Source organism: Micromonospora sp. NPDC007220, assembly GCF_040634035.1.
GTDB lineage: Bacteria > Actinomycetota > Actinomycetes > Mycobacteriales > Micromonosporaceae > Micromonospora > Micromonospora reichwaldensis.
On the sequence record NZ_JBEYEU010000018.1, the window covers coordinates 86,087 to 105,648 of the forward strand.

Consider the following 19,562-nt stretch of genomic DNA (forward strand, 5'->3'; position numbering starts at 1 on the left):
CGGCACGCTCGGCAGGACCCGCTGGACGCCGTCGTGGAAGACCGCGCGGAGCATGTCGTGGCGGTCGACCAGCCGGTGCAGCGCCCGGGTGAAGCGCTCCTCGTCGAAGTCGCGCAGCCGCAGCTCGCTGTAGCCGTGCGCGCCGACGCCGCCGAGTTCGATGGTGGACCCGCGGCCCACCCAGTAGGCCTCCTGGATGTCGGTGAGCGGGAACGGCTCGTGCCGGCCGGCGGGATCTGCGACGAGCGACGGGAGGGCGTCGACGGCGGGGGAGCCGGGCCCCGCCAGCTCGGCCGCCAGGTCGGCCAGGACCGGCTTCCGGAAGAGGGTACGCAGCGACAGCCGCGCCGACATCCGCTCGTTGATCGCGTGCACGAGCCGGGTCGCCAGCAGCGAGTGGCCGCCCAGCGCGAAGAAGTCGTCGTGCGCGCCGACCCGGTCGCGGCGCAGCACCTCGGCCCAGATGGCGGCCATCCGGGCCTCCCGGTCGTCGCGCGGCGCGACGTAGGCGGTGGCGACGTCGGCCTGCTCCGGCGCGCGCAGGGCCCGCCGGTCCAGCTTGCCGTTGGCCGTCAGCGGCAGCCGCTCCAGCACCACCCAGCGGGTCGGCACCAGGTGCTCGGGCAGCCGGCGCCGCAACTGCTCGCGGGCCGCCTCGACGGGGACGTCGCCCACCAGGTAGCCGACCAGGTGCGGGTCGCCGGGGGTGTCCTCGCGCAGCAGCACGGCCGCCTCGCGGACGCCCGGAACGCGCCGCAGGGCGGCCTCCACCTCGCCCGGCTCGACCCGGAAGCCGCGCACCTTGACCTGGTCGTCGGCGCGCCCGACGAACTCGATGGTCCCGTCGGCCCGGCGGCGGACCAGGTCGCCGCTGCGGTACATCCGCTCGCCCGGCCCGGCGAACGGATCCGGCAGGAACCGTTCCGCGGTCGCCGCCGGCCGGTTGAGGTAGCCGCGCGCCAGGCCGGACCCGCCGATGTAGAGCTCGCCGAGCACGCCCGCCGGCACCGGCTCGCACCGCTCGTCGAGCACGTAGAGCCGCGCGTTGGCGATCGGCCGGCCGATCGGCGGCAGCGCTGGCCAGTCGGCCGCCGCCTCGGTGGCCAGCGCGAACTGGCTGACCACGTGGGTCTCGGTCGGGCCGTACTGGTTGTAGAGGTACCGGCCGCCCAGCCCGGCCACCAGGGCCCGGACGTCGTCGTTGACCCGCAGCGCCTCGCCGGCGGTGACGATCTCGCAGCCGGGTTCGAGCGGGGGAACGGCCCCGGTGAGACCGGCCAGCTGGTGCAGCACGGCCGCCGGCAGGAACGCCCGCCGTACGCCCTGTTCGGCCAGGACGTGGCGCAGCCGGCCCAGGTCCCGGCCGTCCTCCTCGCCGATCAGCACCAGCGTGCCGCCCTGGCAGAGGGTGCTCCAGATCTCCTGCGCGGAGACGTCGAAGCCGATCGAGGCGAACTGGAGCACCCGCTGCGGCGCGGGACTGCCCGGCGCGGCGTAGCGGAGCTGCCAGTCGATCAGGTTGTCCAGGCACCGCCAGGTCTGCGCCACGCCCTTGGGCCGGCCGGTGGAGCCGGAGGTGTGGATGACGTAGGCGAGGTGGTCGGGCCGGGTGCCGGGGTCGGGGTCGGTGGTGGGGTGCTCGGCCCAGCGGTGTGCGTCGGCGTCGAGGTCGACGAGGGGCGCGTCGGTGAGGCCGTCGAGGGTGGCGCGGGTCGCGGCGTGGGTGAGGACGGCGACCGGGGCGCCGTCGGCCAGCAGGTGCCGCAGGCGTTCGGCGGGGTGGGCCGGGTCCAGCGGCAGGTACGCGCCACCGGCCCGGGCGACGGCCAGGAGGGCGACGATCAGCTCCGGCGACCTGCGCAGGCAGACCGCGACGAGGGCGTCGGGGCCGACGCCGTGCGCGCGCAGGTGGTGGGCGAGCCGGTTGGCGCGCGCGTCGAGGTCGCGGTAGGTGAGCGAGGTGCCCTCGAACGTCACCGCCACCGCGTCGGGAGCCGCGGCGACCCGCTGCGCGAGGCGGGCGACGACGCCCTTGTCCACCGGGGACGGCTCGGCCTGGCGCAGCGCCTGCTCCCGTTCCCGCTCGTCGAGCAGGGTCAGCCGGTCGATGGGCTGGTCGGGGTGGGCGACGAGTTGGGTGAGGACGTGGCGCAGGTAGCGGATGTGCCGCTGGGCGGTGGCGGTGTCGAAGAGTGCGGTGGCGTATTCGAGGCTGCCGGTGATGCGGCCGTCGTGCTCGGTGAGGGCGAGGGTGAGGTCGAACTTGGCCGTGCTGTGGGGCGGCGGCAGTGCGGTGACCCGCAGGCCCGGGAGGGTCAGCTCGCCGTCGTCGGTGTTCTGCCAGGCGAACATGACTTGGAAGAGGGGGGTGTGGGCGAGGTTGCGGGTGGGGTTGACGGCTTCGACGACTTGTTCGAAGGGGAGGTCCTGGTGGTCGAGGGTGGTGAGGGTGAGGTCGCGGATGCGGTGGAGGAGTTGGGTGGTGGTGGGGTGGTTGGTGAGGTCGATGCGTAGGGCGAGGGTGTTGACGAAGAAGCCGATGAGGTTTTCGAGTTCGGCGCGGCGTCGGTTGGCGGTGGGGGTGCCGATGATGAGGTCGTGTTGGCCGGTGAGGCGGGACAGGACGATGGCCCAGGCGGTGAGCAGGGTCATGTAGAGGGTGGTGCCGTGGGTGGTGGTGAGGGTTTTGAGGGCGGTGGTGAGGTGGGGGTCGATGGTGATGGGGAGGTGGGCGCCGTGGTGGTTCTGTTCGGTGGGGCGGGGTCGGTCGGTGGGTAGGTGCAGCAGGGTGGGTGCGTCGGCGAGGGTCTGGCGCCAGTGGGTTTCCTGGCGTTGCAGGGTGCCGTCGGTGAGCCATTGGCGTTGCCAGGCGGCGTAGTCGGCGTACTGCACGGGCAGGGGCGGCAGGGGGTCGGGTTGGCCGTGGTGGTGCGCGGTGTAGAGCGCCCCCAGCTCACGGGTCAGGACGCCGATGGACCAGCCGTCGGAGACGACGTGGTGCATGGTGACGAGCAGGACGTGCCGGTCCGGGGCGAGGGTGACCAGGCGGCCCCGGATCAGGGGGCCGGCGGTCAGGTCGAACGGGGCCGTGAACTCCTCGTCCTGGAGCCGGGCCAGCCGGGCGGCGGCGTCGGGCGCCCCGGTGAGGTCGTGCGTGTGCAGGGTGAAGCCGGTGCCGGGCGGGTCGACCTCCTGGTGGACGTCGGAGCCGGCGGGCACGAGCCGGGTGCGCAGGGCCTCGTGCCGGGCGACCAGGGCGTCCAGGGCCGCCCGTAGCGCGTCGTGGTCGAGCCAGCCGGCCAACTCCAGGGCGAGGGGCATGTGGTAGGCGTGGCCGAGACCGCCGAGGCGTTCCAGGAACCACAACCGCCGCTGCGCGAAGGAGGGCTCCAGCGCGCCGGCCCGGTCGACCGGGCGGATCGGGGGCAGCACGTCGCGGCCGTCCGGCGTCAGCCGGGCGACGAAGGCGGCGAGGACCGGCGCCGCGAAGAGCGCCGCCGGGGAGACCTCCCGCCCCAGCACCTGCCGGATCCTGGAGACCAGCCGCATGGCGAGCAGCGAGTGGCCGCCCAGGGCGAAGAAGTCGTCGTGCCGGCCGACCCGCTCGACTCCCAGCACCTCGGCCCAGACGCCGGCGACCATGGTCTCCAGCAGGCCGACCGGCTCGACGTGCCCGCGCTGGCCGAAGGCATCCCCGTCCGGTGCCGGCAGCGCCGCCCGGTCGAGCTTGCCGTTGGGCGTCAGCGGCCACGCGGCCAGCCGGACGTACGCCGACGGCACCATGTGCTCCGGCAGTTGGGCGGCGAGCCGGTCCCGCAGCCGCGCGGCGTCCGGCGCCTCTGCGCCCAGCACGTACGCGACGAGCCGCTGGTGGCCGCCGGCGTCGGGGCGCGCCACGACGACCGCCTCCCGGACGCCCTCGGTCGCCGCCAGCCGCGACTCGATCTCGCCCAGCTCGACGCGGAAGCCCCGGACCTTCACCTGGAAGTCGTCGCGGCCCAGGAACTCCAGTTCCCCGCCCGGCAGACGGCGACCCAGGTCACCGGTGCGGTAGAGCCGCTCGCCCGGCATGAACGGGTTGGCGCGGAAGCGCCGCGCGGTCAGCTCGGGCCGGTTCAGGTAGCCGCGTGCCACGCCCGCGCCGCCGATGTGGATCTCGCCGACCACCCCGTCCGGGACCGGCTCGCCCTCGGCGTCCAGCAGGTAGACGCGCACGTTCGGCAGCGGCCGGCCGATCGGCAGGCAGGTCGCCCCGGCGAGGCCGTCGATCGGCAGCAGGTGGCAGGTGCTGTCGACGGCCGCCTCGGTCACGCCGTACGCGTTGACGATCCGCACCCGGGGGCCGCACAGGGCCCGGAGCTGGGCGGCGTTCGCGGCGGTCCAGGCGTCCGAGCCGCAGACCACCGTCTCCAACCCGGCGAGGCTCCCGCCGGTCGACTCCAGGTGCGCCAGCAACGGGTTGAGCACCGCCGGCACGAAGTCGGCGAAGTCCACGTCGTGGCGGCGCAGCAGGGCGTACAGGCCCGCGCTGTCCAGCAGCAGCGGACGCGGGCAGAGCACCAGCCGCCCGCCGAAGCCGAGCGCCCGCACCACGTCGGCGGTGAAGACGTCGAAGGAGAAGCTCGCCATCTGCAGGTGCACCAGGCCGGGACGCAGGTCGAACAGGCGCTCCCAGGCGGCGGCCACGGCCACCAGCTGCCGGTGCTCCACCAGCACCCCGTTGGCGGTGCCGGAGGTGCCGGACGTGTAGATGACGTACGCCAGATGGTGCGCGCCCAACCCGTCGACGGCCGGGTCGGTCACCGGCAGCTCCGCCCAGGCCGCCGCGTCGAGGTCCAGGTCGACCACCGGGGTGTCGAGCCCGGCCAGCGCGGCGTGCAGCCGCTCGCGGGCCGGGCCGTGGGTCAGCGCCGCCACCGGGGCGCTGTCGCGCAGCATGGCGGCGAGCCGGTCGGCCGGGTAGGCCGGGTCGAGCGGGAGGTAGGCGCCACCCGCCTTGAGGACCGCCAGCAGGCCCACCACGGTGTCCAGCGACCGCTCGACGCAGATCGCCACCAGCCGGTCGGGACCGACGCCCCGGGCGCGCAGATGGTGGGCCAACCGGTTGGCCCGCGCGTTCAACTCGCCGTAGGTGAGGCGCTCGTCGCCGAGGACGAGGGCCACCGCCTCCGGGTCGCGGGCCGCCCGGTCCTCGACGAGGTGGTGCACCAGGCGGCCCGGCGGGTACGCCACCGTGGCGTCGTTGCCCTCCTCGACGAGCCGGCGGCGCTCGGCGGGGGGCAGCACGTCGAGCCCGCCCACCGGCGCGTCCGGCGCCCGCTCCAGCGCGTCGGCCAGCGTCTCCAGGGCCCGTTCGACCATCGCGCAGACCCGGTCGGGCGCCACCCCGGCCGCGGCGGCGACGGTCAGCGCGACGTCGTCGCGCAGGTCGTCGACGTCCAGCGCGAGCGGGTAGTTGCCGCGCTCCTGGGCGGCCAGGTAGGTCAGGTCGTCCGCGTCGGGTTCCGGCGCGGGGGCGTCCGACTCGGCCAGCACCTCGGCGCGCCGGTAGTTCAGCAGGGCGGTGAAGAGTGGCGCCGGCGGCGCGACGCCGCTGCACGACTGGGCCAGCGCCAGCGACGCGTGCTCGTGCCGGATCAGCCCGGTCAGCGCCTCGTGGGTGCGCAGCACGCACTCCGTGGCGCCGGTGGCGTCGACGGCGACCCGCAGGGGGAGCGTGTTGAGGAAGGGCCCGAGGACGCGGTCGCTGCCCGCGCCGGCGTCCATCCGCCCGGAGAGCACGGTGCCGAAGACGACGTCCCGGCGGCCGGCGGCCCGGGCCAGCACCTGCCCCCAGGCGACGTGGAACAGGCTGGTCACCCCGACCTGGAGGTCCTGGGCCCGCTGCCGCAGCCGCCGCGTCAGCTCCGGCCCGAGCCACACCCGGGCGTCGCGCATGGTGTGCCCGTCGCCGTGGATGTCGCGCAGGCCGAAGGGCACGGTCGGGCTGTCCACGTCGGAGAGCATCCGGCGGAAGAAGGTCTCCTGCTCGGCCCGGTCGACGCCGCGCCGGATCCGCGCCACGAAGTCGCGGAACGGCAGCGGCGGCGGCAGCCGGTCGCCCTCGCCGGCCAGGTACGCGCGGACCTCGGCCCGCAGCTGCTTCAGCGAGGTGTTGTCGTCGACGATGTGGTGGATCAGCTCCACGGCCAGCCACCCGCCGTCGCGCGGGTCCCGCGCGACCAGCAGCCGCAGCAGGGGGGCCTGGTCGAGGGGGAGGCGGGCGTACCGCCGGTCGACGTGCTCGCGGAGCTGTCGGAGCGGGTCGTCGCCCGCGGGATCGAGCGTGACCTCCTCCACCGGCAGGGGCGCCCGGCGCCACACCACCTGCACCGGCTCGTTGATCCCGTGCCAGACCACCCCGGTGCGCAGCACGTCGTGCCGGGCGACCACCGCCTCCAGCGCGGCGGCGTAGCGGTCCAGCCGGTCCCGGTCGGCGAAGCGCAGGACCGTGGTCACCAGGTAGGGGTCGCGGTCGCGGGCCATCAGGTGGTGGAAGAGCATCCCCTCCTGCACCGGGGCCAGCGGGTAGACGTCCTGCACGTTCGGCGCCCCGCCGGAGACGGTGGCGACGACCGCGTCGATCTCCGGCTGGCTCAGCTCCACCAGCGGCAGCAGGTCCGGGGTGATCCGGTCGCAGCCGGCCGGGATCGGCTCCGGCGTCGCCTCGGCCCGGTCCGCGCCCGCGCCCACGGCGGCGGCCAGGTCAGCCAGGACCGGCGAGGCGAAGAGCGCGCGTACGTCGGCGGGCATGCCCTGGCGGCGCATCCGTTCCAGCACCCGCAGGGCCAGCAGCGAGTGCCCGCCCAGCGCGAAGAAGTTGTCGTGCCGGCCGACCCGCTCGACGCCGAGCACCTCGGCCCAGATGGCGGCGAGGGCGGTCTCCGTCGGACCGACCGGCTCGGTGTAGTGCCGGGCGGCGAAGGCGGACCCGTCGGGTGCGGGCAGCGCCCGGTGGTCGAGCTTGCCGTTGGGCGTGAGCGGCCACTCGGCGACCCGCACGTACGCGGCCGGGACCATGTGCTCCGGCAGGACACCGGCCAGCCGGGTCCGCAGCGCCTCGGCCGTCAGCCGGCGCACCGATGCGGTGTAGTAGCCGACCAGGCGCGGCTCGCCCGTGGCGTCGGTCGTGACCGTCACCACCGCGTCGCGTACGCCGGGGCAGGCGGCCAGCCGGGCCTCGATCTCGCCCAGCTCGACGCGGTAGCCACGGATCTGCACCTGGGAGTCGTTGCGGCCCAGGTATTCGAGACCGCCGTCGGGGCGGTGGCGCACGAGGTCACCGGTGGCGTAGAGCCGGTCCCCCGCGACGAACGGGCTGGGCCGGAAGCGTTCGGCGGTCAGCGCGGGACGGTTGAGGTAGCCGCGCGCGACCCCCGCGCCACCGACGTGGAGCTCGCCGACGACCCCGGGCGGTACCGGTTCCCCCCGCCCGTCGAGCACGTAGAGCCGCAGGTCCCCGATGGGTCGCCCGATCGGGCTGACGCCGGGTCGCTCGGTGTCGGCCGGGGTCAACGGCCGGTGGGTCACGTGCACGGTGGTCTCGGTGATGCCGTACATGTTGACCAGCTCGGTGCGCCCGTTGCGCGCGTCCGCGTACCACGGCCGCAGCATCGTCGGGTCCAGCGCCTCGCCCCCGAAGACCACCGTGCGAAGCCGGTGCGCCCGCGCGCTGTCGGCCTGCGCGGCGATCAGGCTGCGGAACGCGCTGGGGGTCTGGTTGAGGACGGTGACGCCCTCGTCGCAGAGGAGCCGGTGGAAGTCGGCGGGGGAGCGGCTGACCAGCCGGGGGACGACCACCAGCCGGCCGCCGTGCAGCAGCGCCCCCCAGATCTCCCAGACGGAGAAGTCGAACGCGAAGGAGTGGAAGAGGCTCCACACGTCCGTCGGACCGAAGCCGAACCACCCGGCCGTGGCGGAGAAGAGCCGCACCACGTTGGCGTGCTCGACCATGACGCCCTTCGGGCGGCCGGTGGAGCCGGAGGTGTAGATGACGTAGGCGAGGTGGTCGGGCCGGGTGCCGGGGTCGGGGTCGGTGGTGGGGTGCTCGGCCCAGCGGTGGGCGTCGGCGTCGAGGTCGACGAGGGGCGCGTTGGTCAGGCCGTCGACGGTGGTGCGGGTCGCGGCGTGGGCGAGGACGGCGACCGGGGCGCTGTCGCCGAGCAGTTCGCCGAGGCGCTCCGCCGGATGGGCGGGGTCGAGCGGCACGTACGCGCCGCCGGCCTTGAGCACGGCCAGCAGGGCGACGACCAGCTCGGGTGAGCGTTCCAGGCAGACCGCGACGAGGGTGTCGGGGCCGACGCCGTGCGCGCGCAGGTGGTGGGCGAGCCGGTTGGCGCGCGCGTCGAGGTCGCGGTAGGTGAGCGAGGTGCCCTCGAACGTCACGGCCACCGCGTCGGGTGCCGCGGCGACCCGCTCCGCGAACAGCCCGGGGATCGTCCGCCCGGCCGGGTACGTGGTCGCGTCGTCCCAGGCGGCGAGGAGTTCGCGGCGCTCCGTCGGGTCGAGCAGCGTCAGCCGGTCGATGGGCTGGTCGGGGTGGGCGACGAGTTGGGTGAGGACGTGGCGCAGGTAGCGGATGTGCCGCTCAGCGGTGGCGGTGTCGAACAGGGCGGTGGCGTGCTCGAGGCTGCCCGTGATGCGGCCGTCGTGCTCGGCCAGGGAGAGGGTGAGGTCGAACTTTGCGCTGGTCCACGGGCTGCGCAGCGCGGTCACCTCGACACCCGGCAGGTCCAGGTCCACGTCCTCGTTGTTCTGCCAGGCGAACATGACCTGGAAGAGGGGGGTGTGGGCGAGGTTGCGGGTGGGGTTGACGGCTTCGACGACTTGTTCGAAGGGGAGGTCCTGGTGGTCGAGGGTGGTGAGGGTGAGGTCGCGGATTCGGTGGAGGAGTTGGGTGGTGGTGGGGTGGTTGGTGAGGTCGATGCGCAGGGCGAGGGTGTTGACGAAGAAGCCGATGAGGTTTTCGAGTTCGGCGCGGCGTCGGTTGGCGGTGGGGGTGCCGATGATGAGGTCGTGTTGGCCGGTGAGGCGGGACAGGACGATGGCCCAGGCGGTGAGCAGGGTCATGTAGAGGGTGGTGCCGTGGGTGGTGGTGAGGTTTTTGAGGGCGGTGGTGAGGTGGGGGTCGATGGTGATGGGGAGGTGGGCGCCGTGGTGGTCCTGTTCGGTGGGGCGGGGCCGGTCGGTGGGTAGTTCGAGCAGGGTGGGTGCGTCGGCGAGAGTCTGGCGCCAGTGGGTTTCCTGGCGTTGCAGGGTGCCGTCGGTGAGCCATTGGCGTTGCCAGGCGGCGTAGTCGGCGTACTGCACCGGCAGGGGCGGCAGGGGATCGGGCCGACCGTGGTGGTAGGCGGTGTAGAGCACCCCCAGCTCACGGGTCAGGACCCCGAGCGACCACCCGTCGGAGACGATGTGGTGCATCGTCAGCAGGAGCACGTGCCGGTCCGGGGCGAGGGCGACCAGGCGGCCCCGGAACAGCGGGCCGGCCGCCAGGTCGAACGGGGCGGTGCTCTCCTCCTGCTGGAGCCGGGCCAGGGCGGCGGCAGCGTCGGCGTGCCCGGTCAGGTCGTCGAGCCGGAGCGGGAACGCGGCCCCGGGCGGGTCGATGCGTTGGGCCGCCTCGGCGCCGTCGGGCACGATGCGGGTACGCAGGACCTCGTGCCGGGCGACCAGGGCGTCCAGGGCCGCCCGCAGCGCGTCGTGGTCGAGCCGGCCGTCGAGCTGGAGGGCGAGGGGCATGTGGTAGGCGTGACCGACCCTGCCGAGGTGTTCCAGGAACCACAACCGCCGCTGCGCGAAGGAGAGCGGCAAAAGGCCGGAGCGGTCCGGCAGGCGCTCGACCTCGGCGGGTGTCCGTGCCGGGGGGACGCGACCGGGGGCCGGAACACGGGTCGGTTTGTCGTCCGGCAAGTGCGCCCCCTCGATTGCCCGACGGCCCGTCGCGCCACCTGAATGCGCCACCTGACATCGGCCGAAGTGGATCCACAGTAGACGACTCGACAGGTTGGGACCAGGGACCGACGGGCCGGTCCGGGGACCTCAATCCGACACGCGACTCAGACTTTCGGCCAGCGCGTCGGCGAGCCGTCCGTACGCCGCCCGCAGCACGTGCGGCGCACCCGTCGCGCCGGCCCGGTTCGCCGCCGCCAGGGCGTACGCGCGCACCAGGGCGGCCGGGTACGTCTCGGCGTACGCCGAAGCGTCGGCCAGCGCCAGGGCGCCCGCCAGCGCGTCGGCGTTCGCGATGGCGTTGGCGTCGGCGAACGCCTCGGCGTTGGCCCCGGTGCTGAGGTCGGCGTAGTGCGCGGCGAACTCGACGACCTCGTCGGGGCCGTAGCCGTTGGCGGTCGCGTAGACCTCGGCGTTGACGTACGCGACCGCCCGGGCCTCGGCGTACGGGTAGGCGGCCCGGTACAGCTCGCGCAGGGCGGGCCGGAGGGCGCCGCGCCACTCGTCGGCCCCGACCCGGTCGCCGGCCAGCGCCCGCCGGTGCAGGTCGCCCACCAGCCGGCCGGCGTCGCCGCCGGGCGTCGAGGCGAGCACGCGCGCCTGCCAGTCGTGCACCACCGGGAACGGCACCCGGCCGGCGAGCCGGTCGAGTTCCACGTCGACCCGCCGCCGCCAGTCCGGCGGGATGGCCGGGTCGTGGCCCTCGGCGAGCGCGGCGAGCACCGCCGCCAGCCAGGCCGGTGGCTCCGGCGGGCCGCTCATCCGTTCCACCTCGACGGCCCGTCCATGCCGGCGAGGAGGTCGTCGACGTCGTCGTCGGTCAGCGTGTCGAGGTATCCCGCGCCGTCGGGCCCGGCCGGAACGCCGGTCCCCGCCGGTGCGGCGCCGGCGGGTGTCGCGCCTGTTCCCGCCCCGGCGGCGGTGACCGCGGCGGCCAGCCCGGCCACGGTGGGATCGTCGAAGAGCGTCCGGACCGGGAGGTCGATCCCGTACGTCGTCCAGACCCGGGCCATCAGCTGGGTGGCCTTCACGGAGTGCCCGCCCAGGACGAAGAAGTTGTCGGTGACCCCGACCGGGCCGGGCAGGCCCAGCAGGTCGGCCACCAGTCCCGCCAGCTCCCGCTCCAGCGGGCTACGCGGGACGACGGGCGGCTCGCCGGAGCCGGCACCCCTGCCCGGCGGTGGCAGGGCGCTCAGGTCCAACTTGCCGCGGGAGGTGCGGGGCACCTCGGGCAGCGCCACGAGGACCGCCGGCACCATGTGCGCGGGCAGGAACCGGCGCGCGTACTCGGGCAGGTCCGCCGGCGGGTCGGTCGCGGGCGGGTCGGTGACCACGTACCCGACCAGCCGTACGCCGTCGTGCGCCACGTCGGACACGGCCGTCACGACCGCGTCGCGGACCTGCGGGTGGCCGCGCAGCACCGCCTCGACCTCCGCCGTCTCGACCCGGAACCCCCGCACCTTCACCTGCCGGTCGGCCCGGCCCAGCGGCTCGATCCGCCCGATCGGCAGCCAGCGGCCCAGGTCCCCGCTGCGGTAGAGCCGGCCGCCGGGGGTGAACGGGTCGGGCACGAACCGCTCGGCGGTCCAGCCGGGCGCGTCGGCGTAGCCCCGGCCGACCCCCGCGCCGCCGATGCAGACCTCGCCGACCACGCCCGGCGGCACCGGCCGCAGCCACCGGTCCAGCACGTAGACCCGGCTGCCGGTGACGGCCGGGCCCAGGTCCGGCGGCGCGGACCCCGGCTCGACCTCGGCCCCGGTGGAGTAGACGGTCGTCTCGGTCGGACCGTAGAGGTTCCACAGGCGCGTGCCCGGCTCCGCGAGGGCGTCGGCGAGGGCCCGGGGCAGCGCCTCCCCGCCGCTGAGGCGCAGCCGCACCCCCGCCGGCACCCCGCCGGCCGCCACCAGCATCCGCCACGTCGTCGGCGTCGCCTGGAGCATCGTGGCCCCGGTCGTGGCGAGCAGCCGCCGCAGCCGGTTGCCGTCGATCACGTCGTCGTCGCCGGCGACCACCACCGGCGCACCGCACAGCAGCGGCAGGAGCAGGTCGAGCAGGGCGATGTCGAACGCGAACGGGCTCACCGAGAGGACCCGGTCGGCCGGCCCCAACGGGACCATCTCGCGGAACGCGTGCAGCAGGTGCGCCACCGCGCCCTGGGCGACGGTGACCGCCTTCGGCCGGCCGGTCGACCCCGAGGTGAACAGCACGTACGCCGCCGCCGTCGCCGGCACCGCGCACGGCGGCGGCAGAACCGGCTGTGCCTCCGCGCCGGTCGGTACCGCCGGCTGTGCCTCCGCGTCGGTCGGCTCCGGTCCGGCCAGGTCGAGCAGGGTCACCGACGCGGCCAGCTCGGCCAGCAGCGGCGCGGGTACGGCGCCGCTGTCCGTGACGACGACCCGCACCCCGGCGTCGGCGAGCATCCCGCGCAGCCGCCCCGGCGGATGGGTCGGGTCGAGCGGCAGGTACGCCGCCCCGACCCACCAGACGCCCAGCAGCGCCGGGAGCGGACGTGCTCCCCGGGGCAGGACGATGCCCACGGTCTCCTGGACCCGTACGCCGAGCCCGCGCAGCCCGGTGGCGATCCGGCCCGCGAGCCCGCGCACGGCGGCGCCGGTCAGGGTCGCGTCGTCGCCCGCGATCACCACCCGGTCGCCGGCGTCGACGTCGGCCACGAGCGCCGCCGCGGTGCACTCCGGCGGCGGGAGGGACCTGGACCGGGCCGCCGGCCACACCCGGGTGACGAGGTCCGCCGTAGCGGGGGAGAGCAGGTCCACGTCGCAGACGCGGGTCTGCGGGGCGGTCGCCAGCGCGGCCAGGATCGCGCCCAGGGCGTCGGCCAGCCGGCTCGCGCCGTCCGGGGTGAAGAGGTCGGTGAGGTAGCGCAGGCGCACCGTCAGCTCGTCCGGGCCGGCGACGGCGGCCAGCTCCAGCTCGAACTTGCCGGTGCCGGTGGGCACCAGCTCCGGCCGCCAGCGCAGCGCCCCCCGGTCCAGCGTCGGCAGGGCCTCCTCGACGGTGCACATCACCTGCACCAGCGGTGCCCGCGTCGGCTGCCGCTGCGGCCGGCACAGCTCGACCACCCGCGTGAACGGCAGGTCCTGGTGGGCCTGGGCGCGCGCGGTGGCGGCGTGCAGCCGGTCGAGCAGTTCGGCGAGCGTCGGGTCGCCGTGCAGCGTCGCCCGGATCGCGACGGTGTTGGCGAAGAGGCCCAGCATCGGCTCGGTCTCGATCCGGGTGCGCCCGGCCACGGGCACGCCGACGAGCACGTCGTCCGCGCCGCTGAGCCGGGACAGCAGGGCCGCGTACGCGGTCAGCAGGACGGTGAACAGGGTGCTGCCCCGCGCCCCGGCCAGGCGGCGCAGCGCCCCGGCCAGCTCCCCGTCGACGGGCACCGCGACCTCGGCGGCGGCCGGCGACAGCCGGTCGGGGTACGGGTGGTCGACCGGGAGCGGCACCTCCGGCGGCGCACCGGCCAGCTCGGCCGGCCAGAAGCGTTCCGCCTCGGCGTGGCCGCCCGCGTCGTCGTGCTCCCGCTCCCAGAGGGCGAAGTCCGCGTACTGCAGGGGCGGCTCGACGGAGGCAGGTGGCCGGCCGGCGCGCAGCGCCGCGTAGTCGGCGGAGAGCTCGTCGAAGAGCAGCCGCAACGACCAGCCGTCGACGATCGCGTGGTGCGCCACCAGCGCCAGGACGTGCCGCTGCGGGGCGAGCCGCAGCAGCCTGACCCGGGTCAGCGGGCCACGCTCCAGCGGCAGCGGGGCGCGGGCGTGCTCCCGCAGCGCGGCCCGGGCCGCAGCCTCCCGGTCCGCCCCGGGCAGCTCGTCCAGGGCCACGACCTCGATGGCGGTCGCGGGGGCGTCGTCGTCGATCACCTGGATCGGCCGCCCGCCGTTGGCCCGGAAGCGGGTACGCAGGATCTCGTGCCGGGCGACCGCAGCCGCCCAGGCCCCGTCGAGCGCGGCGGTGTCCAACGGGCCGTCGAGCCACACCGCCCAGCCGACGTGGTAGGTCGGCTGGCCCGGGTCGAGCTGGTCGAGCAGCCACATCCGGCGTTGCGCGGCCGACGCCGGGAACTCGAACACGGCCATCTCAGCGCACCTGCCCGTCGACCGCGACGACCCGCAGTTCGGCGGTGTACCGGCCGTCGGGCCCGGTCAGCCAGAGCTGGTCCGGCGCCGGCAGCATCTCCACCACGCCGACCGTGGCGTCGTCGCCGCCGTGCCGGCGGGCCCGGCGGACCGACCGGGACACCAGGTCGACCGAGGCGAGGCTGGTCAGGTCGGCGTGCACCGGTTTCCGCTCGCCCGCGCAGCGCAGGAACACGTGACGGGGCAGGCCGTGGGCGCCGGCCCAGGCCCGCGCCTGGCGGAACCGCAGCGCCTCGTCGCGGGTGTCGGCGAAGGCGAGGTCGGCGGCGGCGAACGTCCACGACTCGCGGCTGACCACGAGGGAGTCGATGGTGATCCGGGGCTGGTGCGCCGCCGGGGGCAGGACGCGGAAGAGCTGGGACAGCCCGGCGCCGACCACGTCGCCGAGGACGTGCATCAGGTCCACGTCGAACCGCCCGTCGCGCGACCGTACCCGCAGCCCGCCGGCCACCTCGACCAGGTCGCACTCGCCGACGCGCAGGCTGCGGCGCGGGTCGTGCCCGAACGAGTCGTGCGCGAACACCAACCGGACGTCGTCGGGCCCGGCCAGCGCGTTGCTCTGCCTGGTCGGCACGCCACCCTCCTGGCCGGTCTCGGCGGGATAGACCGCCCCGGCGCCCACGTCCCGCGCCAGCGCGGCGCGCAGCGCGTCCGCCTCCGGGTGGTAGGCCACCCAGGTGGCGTACCGCAGGGTGTTGACGCCCGGGTGCAGCTCGCCCAGGACCCACTCGTCGCCGGCCCGCATCAGGTCCGGGCTGTGCTGCCGCGCCGTCGGCCAGCCGGGCCGCCCCGGCGGGAAGGCGGCGGCCACCGCCGGAGCCAGCTCCGCCGCCGTGAGCCGGATCCGCCGCCGGTCCGGCGGCAGCGCCAGCACGTCGGCCCAGCGCCGGTGCAGCGCGGCGGTCAGCAGGTCGGTCAGCCGTCGCGGCGGATGGAACAGCGCCTCGCCGGCCAGCAGCCAGAAGTCGGCCAGCGGCACCACGTCGGTGCCCAGCTCGGTGGCCCGGCGGCGGTAGATCTCCGCGCAAAGACGGCGGTAGAGCGTCGCGCCGGCGGCGGTGAACCAGCGTGCGCTCTCCAGCACCAGGCCGAGCGCGTCGCGGATCCCGTCGAGGCTCGCCTCGCCGACGCCGACCGTGCCGGCCCGCAGGCACTCCTCGTAGACGGGGGTGCGACCGGCGTACATCGTGCCGGCGCGCCGGGTGGCCGGGACGCCGGCCAGCCGGGTGAAGGTGGCCTCCAGGCCGGCCATCGCACCGGTCAACCGCTCCGGGTCGCCGGCCGCCGAGGTGAGCGCGTCCCGGGCGGCGACCAGTTCGTCCAGGGCGGCGAGCGCGGGTGCGCGCACGGCCTCGTCGGTGACCCGGGCCAGCCGGGCCCGCATGGTCCGCTCCGGCCGGGTGTCGTGCGGCGCCACCTCCGGCTGCCAGGCGATCCGGTGGGCCCCGGCCAACGTCTCCAGCACCTCGTGCACCTCCCGCGTCGACCGCAGTCCCGAACCCGGCTCGGCCAGCACGGCCCCGGCGACCTCGTGCGCGTCGCGGACCCCGTCGCAGGCGCGCAGCACCGCCGCCTCGGCGTCGGTCAGCGCCACCGGCGGGGCGAGCGGCACCCGCAGCGTCGTCCCGGCCAGCTCCAGGAAGGGCATGAGCCGGGGTACGAGCCACGGGCGCAACCGTTGCGCGTACGGGGCCAGCACCGCGGCGACCGCCCAGCCCTCCAGGTAGACGGTCCGCCCGGCCAGCAGCGCCGGTGGGTCCGCGGGGTCGACCCGCACTCCGCCGCCCGGCTCGATCCGCGCCCAGCCGACCGGCCCGAAGAACCCGATGGTGTCGTTCTTGGCGCAGTAGCGCTGGAGGTAGCTGGTGACCAGCGCCTCGTGCTGGCGGTGCTTGGTGTTGCGGGTCGGGCTGCCCGGGCCCCGGCGCAGCAGCGCGTCGACGCCGGTGCGCAGCGCGTGCGGGTTCTGCCAGGCCACCGCCTCGCGGAAGCGGGGGTGGGCCGCCACCGTGTGCAGCGCGACCGCGAGCCGGCGAACCGCCTCCGGGTACGCCGCCGCGTAAGCCGCCTCGGTGGCGGCGATGCCGGCTGGCTCCCCGTCGGCCCGGGCCGCCACCACCCGGTCGGCGGCGGCGGCGAGTTCCGCGTCGCCGAGCGGGGCCAGCAGGTCGACCGGGAGGCCCGCCCCCCGCAGGCAGACGGTGCGCCACAGGGCCCATCCGTCGGTCAGCCGGGCCAGGTGCGCCGGCAGGTCCCGACCGCTGCGGTGCGGCACCCGGTCCCGGCGGCGCAGCGTCGGCCCCGCCTGTCCCCGGTGGCCGGGCGCCGATCCGGTCGCCGCGTCGATCGCCGCCGCCGTCGCGGCCAGGGTCGGCGCCCGGTAGAACGGGCCCACGCCCAGTTCCACGCCGAACGCCTCGCGGATGCGGAACATCAGCCGGGTGGCGGTCAGCGAGTTGCCGCCGAGGGCGAAGAAGCTGCTCTCCCGCCCGATGCGCGCGGGCGGACGTTCGCCGGGCAGCAGCCGGGACCAGAGTTCGGCGAGCCGGTGCTCGGTCGGCGAGGCGGGTCCGGCGACGTCGGGATCCTCCTGGGCGGGCCCGGGTGCCGGCAGCGCCGCCCGGTCGACCTTCCCGTACGCGGTCAGCGGCAGCCGGTCGAGGACGGCGAACCCGGCCGGCACCAGGTGGGCCGGCAGCCGGGCGGCGACGTGCTCGCGCAGGCTCGCCGGGGTCGGCGCCGCCGGGCCGGCCGGCGTGACGTAGCCGACCAGGTGCCGTTCCGGCCCGTCGCCCCGTACGCCCACCGCCGCCGAGGCGACCTGCGGGTGCGCCCGGAGCGCCGCCTCCACCTCGCCCGGCTCGACCCGGAACCCCCGGATCTTCACCTGGTCGTCGCGGCGGCCGAGGAACTCCAGCACCCCGTCCGCGCGCCAGCGCACGACGTCACCGGTGCGGTAGAGGCGCTCGCCGGGCGCCTGCGGGTCCGGCACGAACGCCCGGGCGGTGGCCGCGGGATCGCCGAGGTAGCCGCGGGCCAGCCCGTCGCCGCCGGTGTACAGCTCGCCCGCGACCCCGACCGGCACCGGCCGCCCGCTGCCGTCGAGCACGTGGACGGTGGTCTGCGGCACGGGACGGCCGACCGGCACCGGGTCGCCCACCGGCCCGGCGCCGCTCATCAGGTGGCAACTGGTCAGCGTCGTGTTCTCCGTCGGCCCGTACGCGTTGACCAGCGGAAGCCCGCCGCGCGCGGCGAGCACGGCGCGGACCGCGCCCGGGTCGGCCACGTCGCCGCCGGTGAGCAGCTGCCGGACCCCCGCGAGCGACGTGACGTCCTCCTCGGCGAGCTGCCGGAACAGCCCGGCGGTGAGGAAGGCGACGGTGACCCCACCGTCGCGGATCAGCGCGGTCAGCCGGGTGAGGTCCACCGGGTCCGGGGGCGCGACCACCGCCGTGGCGCCGGTGAGCAGCGCGCCCCAGATCTCCCAGGTGGACGCGTCGAACGCGGTCGGGGCGAACTGGAGCACCCGCTCGCCGGGCCCGAGGGTGGCGAAGTCGGGGCCGGTCACCAGCCGCACCACGCCCCGGTGGGTGATCCCGACCCGCTTGGGCGCGCCGGTCGAGCCGGAGGTGTGCAGGACGGCGGCGAGCTGCGACGGGTGGATCCGCCCCGGCGGCGGGCCGGCCGGCGCCGGCTCCCCGGCGGGCGCGTCGACGTCCAGCACCCGGACCGGGCCCAGGTCCGGCAGGTCGGCGGCGGTCGCGGCGGTGGTCAGCAGCAGGCGGGTGCCGCTGGCCGCGAGGAGATTCGCGATCCGGGCGGGTGGGGCGGACGCGTCCACGGGAAGGTAGGACCCGCCGGCCTTGAGCACGCCCAGCAGGGCCCGGATCAGCGGTTCGCCCCGGGGGAGCAGCACGGCGACGGGGGTCTCCCCGGCGACCCCGTGCCGGCGCAGCGTCCAGGCCAGCCGGTCCGCCGCCCGGTCCAGTTCGGCGTAGGCGACCGCGCGGCCGCCGACCACCAGCGCGGTGGCGGCCGGGTCGTCGGCCACGCGGGCCGCGAAGACCTCGGGGACGGAGGCGTCGCGGGGGTAGGGCCGCCGGGTGGCGTTCCAGGCGGCGCGCAACGGCGCCTCCCCGGCGGCGCCGAGATCCAGGTCGGCCAGGCGGGCGTCCGGCCGCTCCGCCAACTCGAGCACGGTGCGGTGCAACTGCGCGAGAATCCGCCCCGCCGAGGCGTCCAGCAGCCTGGTGCCGTCCCACGTCACGCCCAGGCGCAGCTCCGGCTCGTCGAAGGCGTGCACCGTCAGCGGATAGCCGGGCATCCGGTGTACGCGGGCCGAGCGCCGGGCCCCCTCCGGCCCGTCCTCGGCCAGGGCGGTGGACAGCCGCTGCCGCTCGAAGACCACCAGGCTGTCCAGCAGCGGCGTGTCGGGCGCCAGGCCCGCCTGGTCGAGGATGCTGTGCAGCGGCGTGAGCTGGTGCTCGCGGATCCGCCGGATCCGACCCGCCACGTCGGCGAGGAACCGCCGCACCGTCCACCCCGGATCGAGCCGGATCCGCAGCGGCACCGTGTTGAGCAGCAGTCCGAGGATCCGGTCGGCGTCCGGGACGCTGTCGTACCGGCAGGATCTCGTGACCGCGAAGGTGACGTCGTCGACCCCGCCGTAGCCGCCGCGCAGCAGCGCCCAGGCCGCGTGGACCACGGCGCTGACGCCGACGCCCGCTCCGGCGGCGGCAGCACGGAGCCGGTCGGAGTCCGGCCGGGTGACGACGACCTCGTGCGAGGCGGGCACGCCCCGCGCGCCGGGATCCGCGTCGAGGCGGCCCGGGAGCGCCCGCGGCATCGGGGCGCCCGCGAGGTACCCCTTCCAGAACGCGTCGCCGGTGCTCGGGTCGCGCGTGCCCCACCAGTGCACGAAGTCCGCGAACGGCGGCCGGCGCGGCGGGTCCGGCACCCGGCCGGCCCGGCGCGCGGCGTAGTCGGCGAGGACCTCGTCGAGCAGCATCCGGGTGGAGCGGCCGTCGAGGATCGCGTGGTGGAACGTGACGACGACGTGCTGGTCGCTCAGCGCGGTGACCCGGAGCAGGGGCGCCCGGCCGACGTCGAAGGGCTCGTACCGGTCGGTGGGGAGGAAGTCGTCGAGCGTCGTCTCCCGCCACCGCAGGTCCGGCGCCACGGTGGACCGGACGACCTGCGCCACGCCGTGGTCACCGTCGACCTCGAAGGCCGTACGCAGCACCGCGTGCCGCCGGGTCGCGGCCTGCCAGGCGGCGCTGAACGCGTCCCGGTCCGGCGGGCCGTCCCACCTGATCGTGACCTGCTGGACGTCCACCCCGCCGGCGGGCTGCCGGAGCGTCTGCAGCACCATCCCGCGTTGCACGGCGAGGGCCGGATACCGCTGGCAACTGTCGCTCATGCGCCCTCGTC

4 protein-coding genes (1 of these 4 cut by a window edge) are annotated in these 19,562 nt (G+C 76.1%); all 4 read right to left on the reverse strand.

Translation table 11 applies throughout. The features are described 5' to 3' along the window. A protein-coding gene (locus ABZ573_RS24800) for an amino acid adenylation domain-containing protein (protein ID WP_358121335.1) crosses the window boundary here: on the reverse strand, positions 1-9,849 show its 5' portion. The gene continues 3,651 nt to the left of window position 1, outside the view; the window shows 9,849 of its 13,500 coding nt (coding positions 1-9,849); it begins with the start codon at positions 9,847-9,849; the stop codon falls past the left edge of the window. A 228-nt stretch (positions 9,850-10,077) separates the two neighbouring features. Beyond that, positions 10,078-10,749, reverse strand: coding sequence for a hypothetical protein (locus tag ABZ573_RS24805; RefSeq protein WP_358121337.1), 672 nt, complete (start codon positions 10,747-10,749; stop codon positions 10,078-10,080). Then, on the reverse strand, positions 10,746-14,072 hold the full coding sequence (locus tag ABZ573_RS24810; RefSeq protein WP_358121339.1) for an amino acid adenylation domain-containing protein: 3,327 nt from the start codon (positions 14,070-14,072) through the stop codon (positions 10,746-10,748). The genes ABZ573_RS24805 and ABZ573_RS24810 overlap by 4 nt, the downstream gene beginning before the upstream one ends. A 1-nt stretch (position 14,073) precedes the next feature. Beyond that, positions 14,074-19,551 carry an amino acid adenylation domain-containing protein gene (locus ABZ573_RS24815; protein ID WP_358121341.1) on the reverse strand — a complete coding sequence of 1,826 codons (5,478 nt, stop codon included), beginning with the start codon at positions 19,549-19,551 and terminating at the stop codon, positions 14,074-14,076. Positions 19,552-19,562: the final 11 nt, after the last annotated feature.

Coding starts and splice junctions, on each gene's coding strand:
- ABZ573_RS24805 (WP_358121337.1), bottom strand. CDS start 10,749: ATGAGCGGCCCGCCGGAGCCACCGGCCTGGCTGGCGGCGGTGCTCGCC.
- ABZ573_RS24810 (WP_358121339.1), bottom strand. CDS start 14,072: ATGGCCGTGTTCGAGTTCCCGGCGTCGGCCGCGCAACGCCGGATGTGG.
- ABZ573_RS24815 (WP_358121341.1), bottom strand. CDS start 19,551: ATGAGCGACAGTTGCCAGCGGTATCCGGCCCTCGCCGTGCAACGCGGG.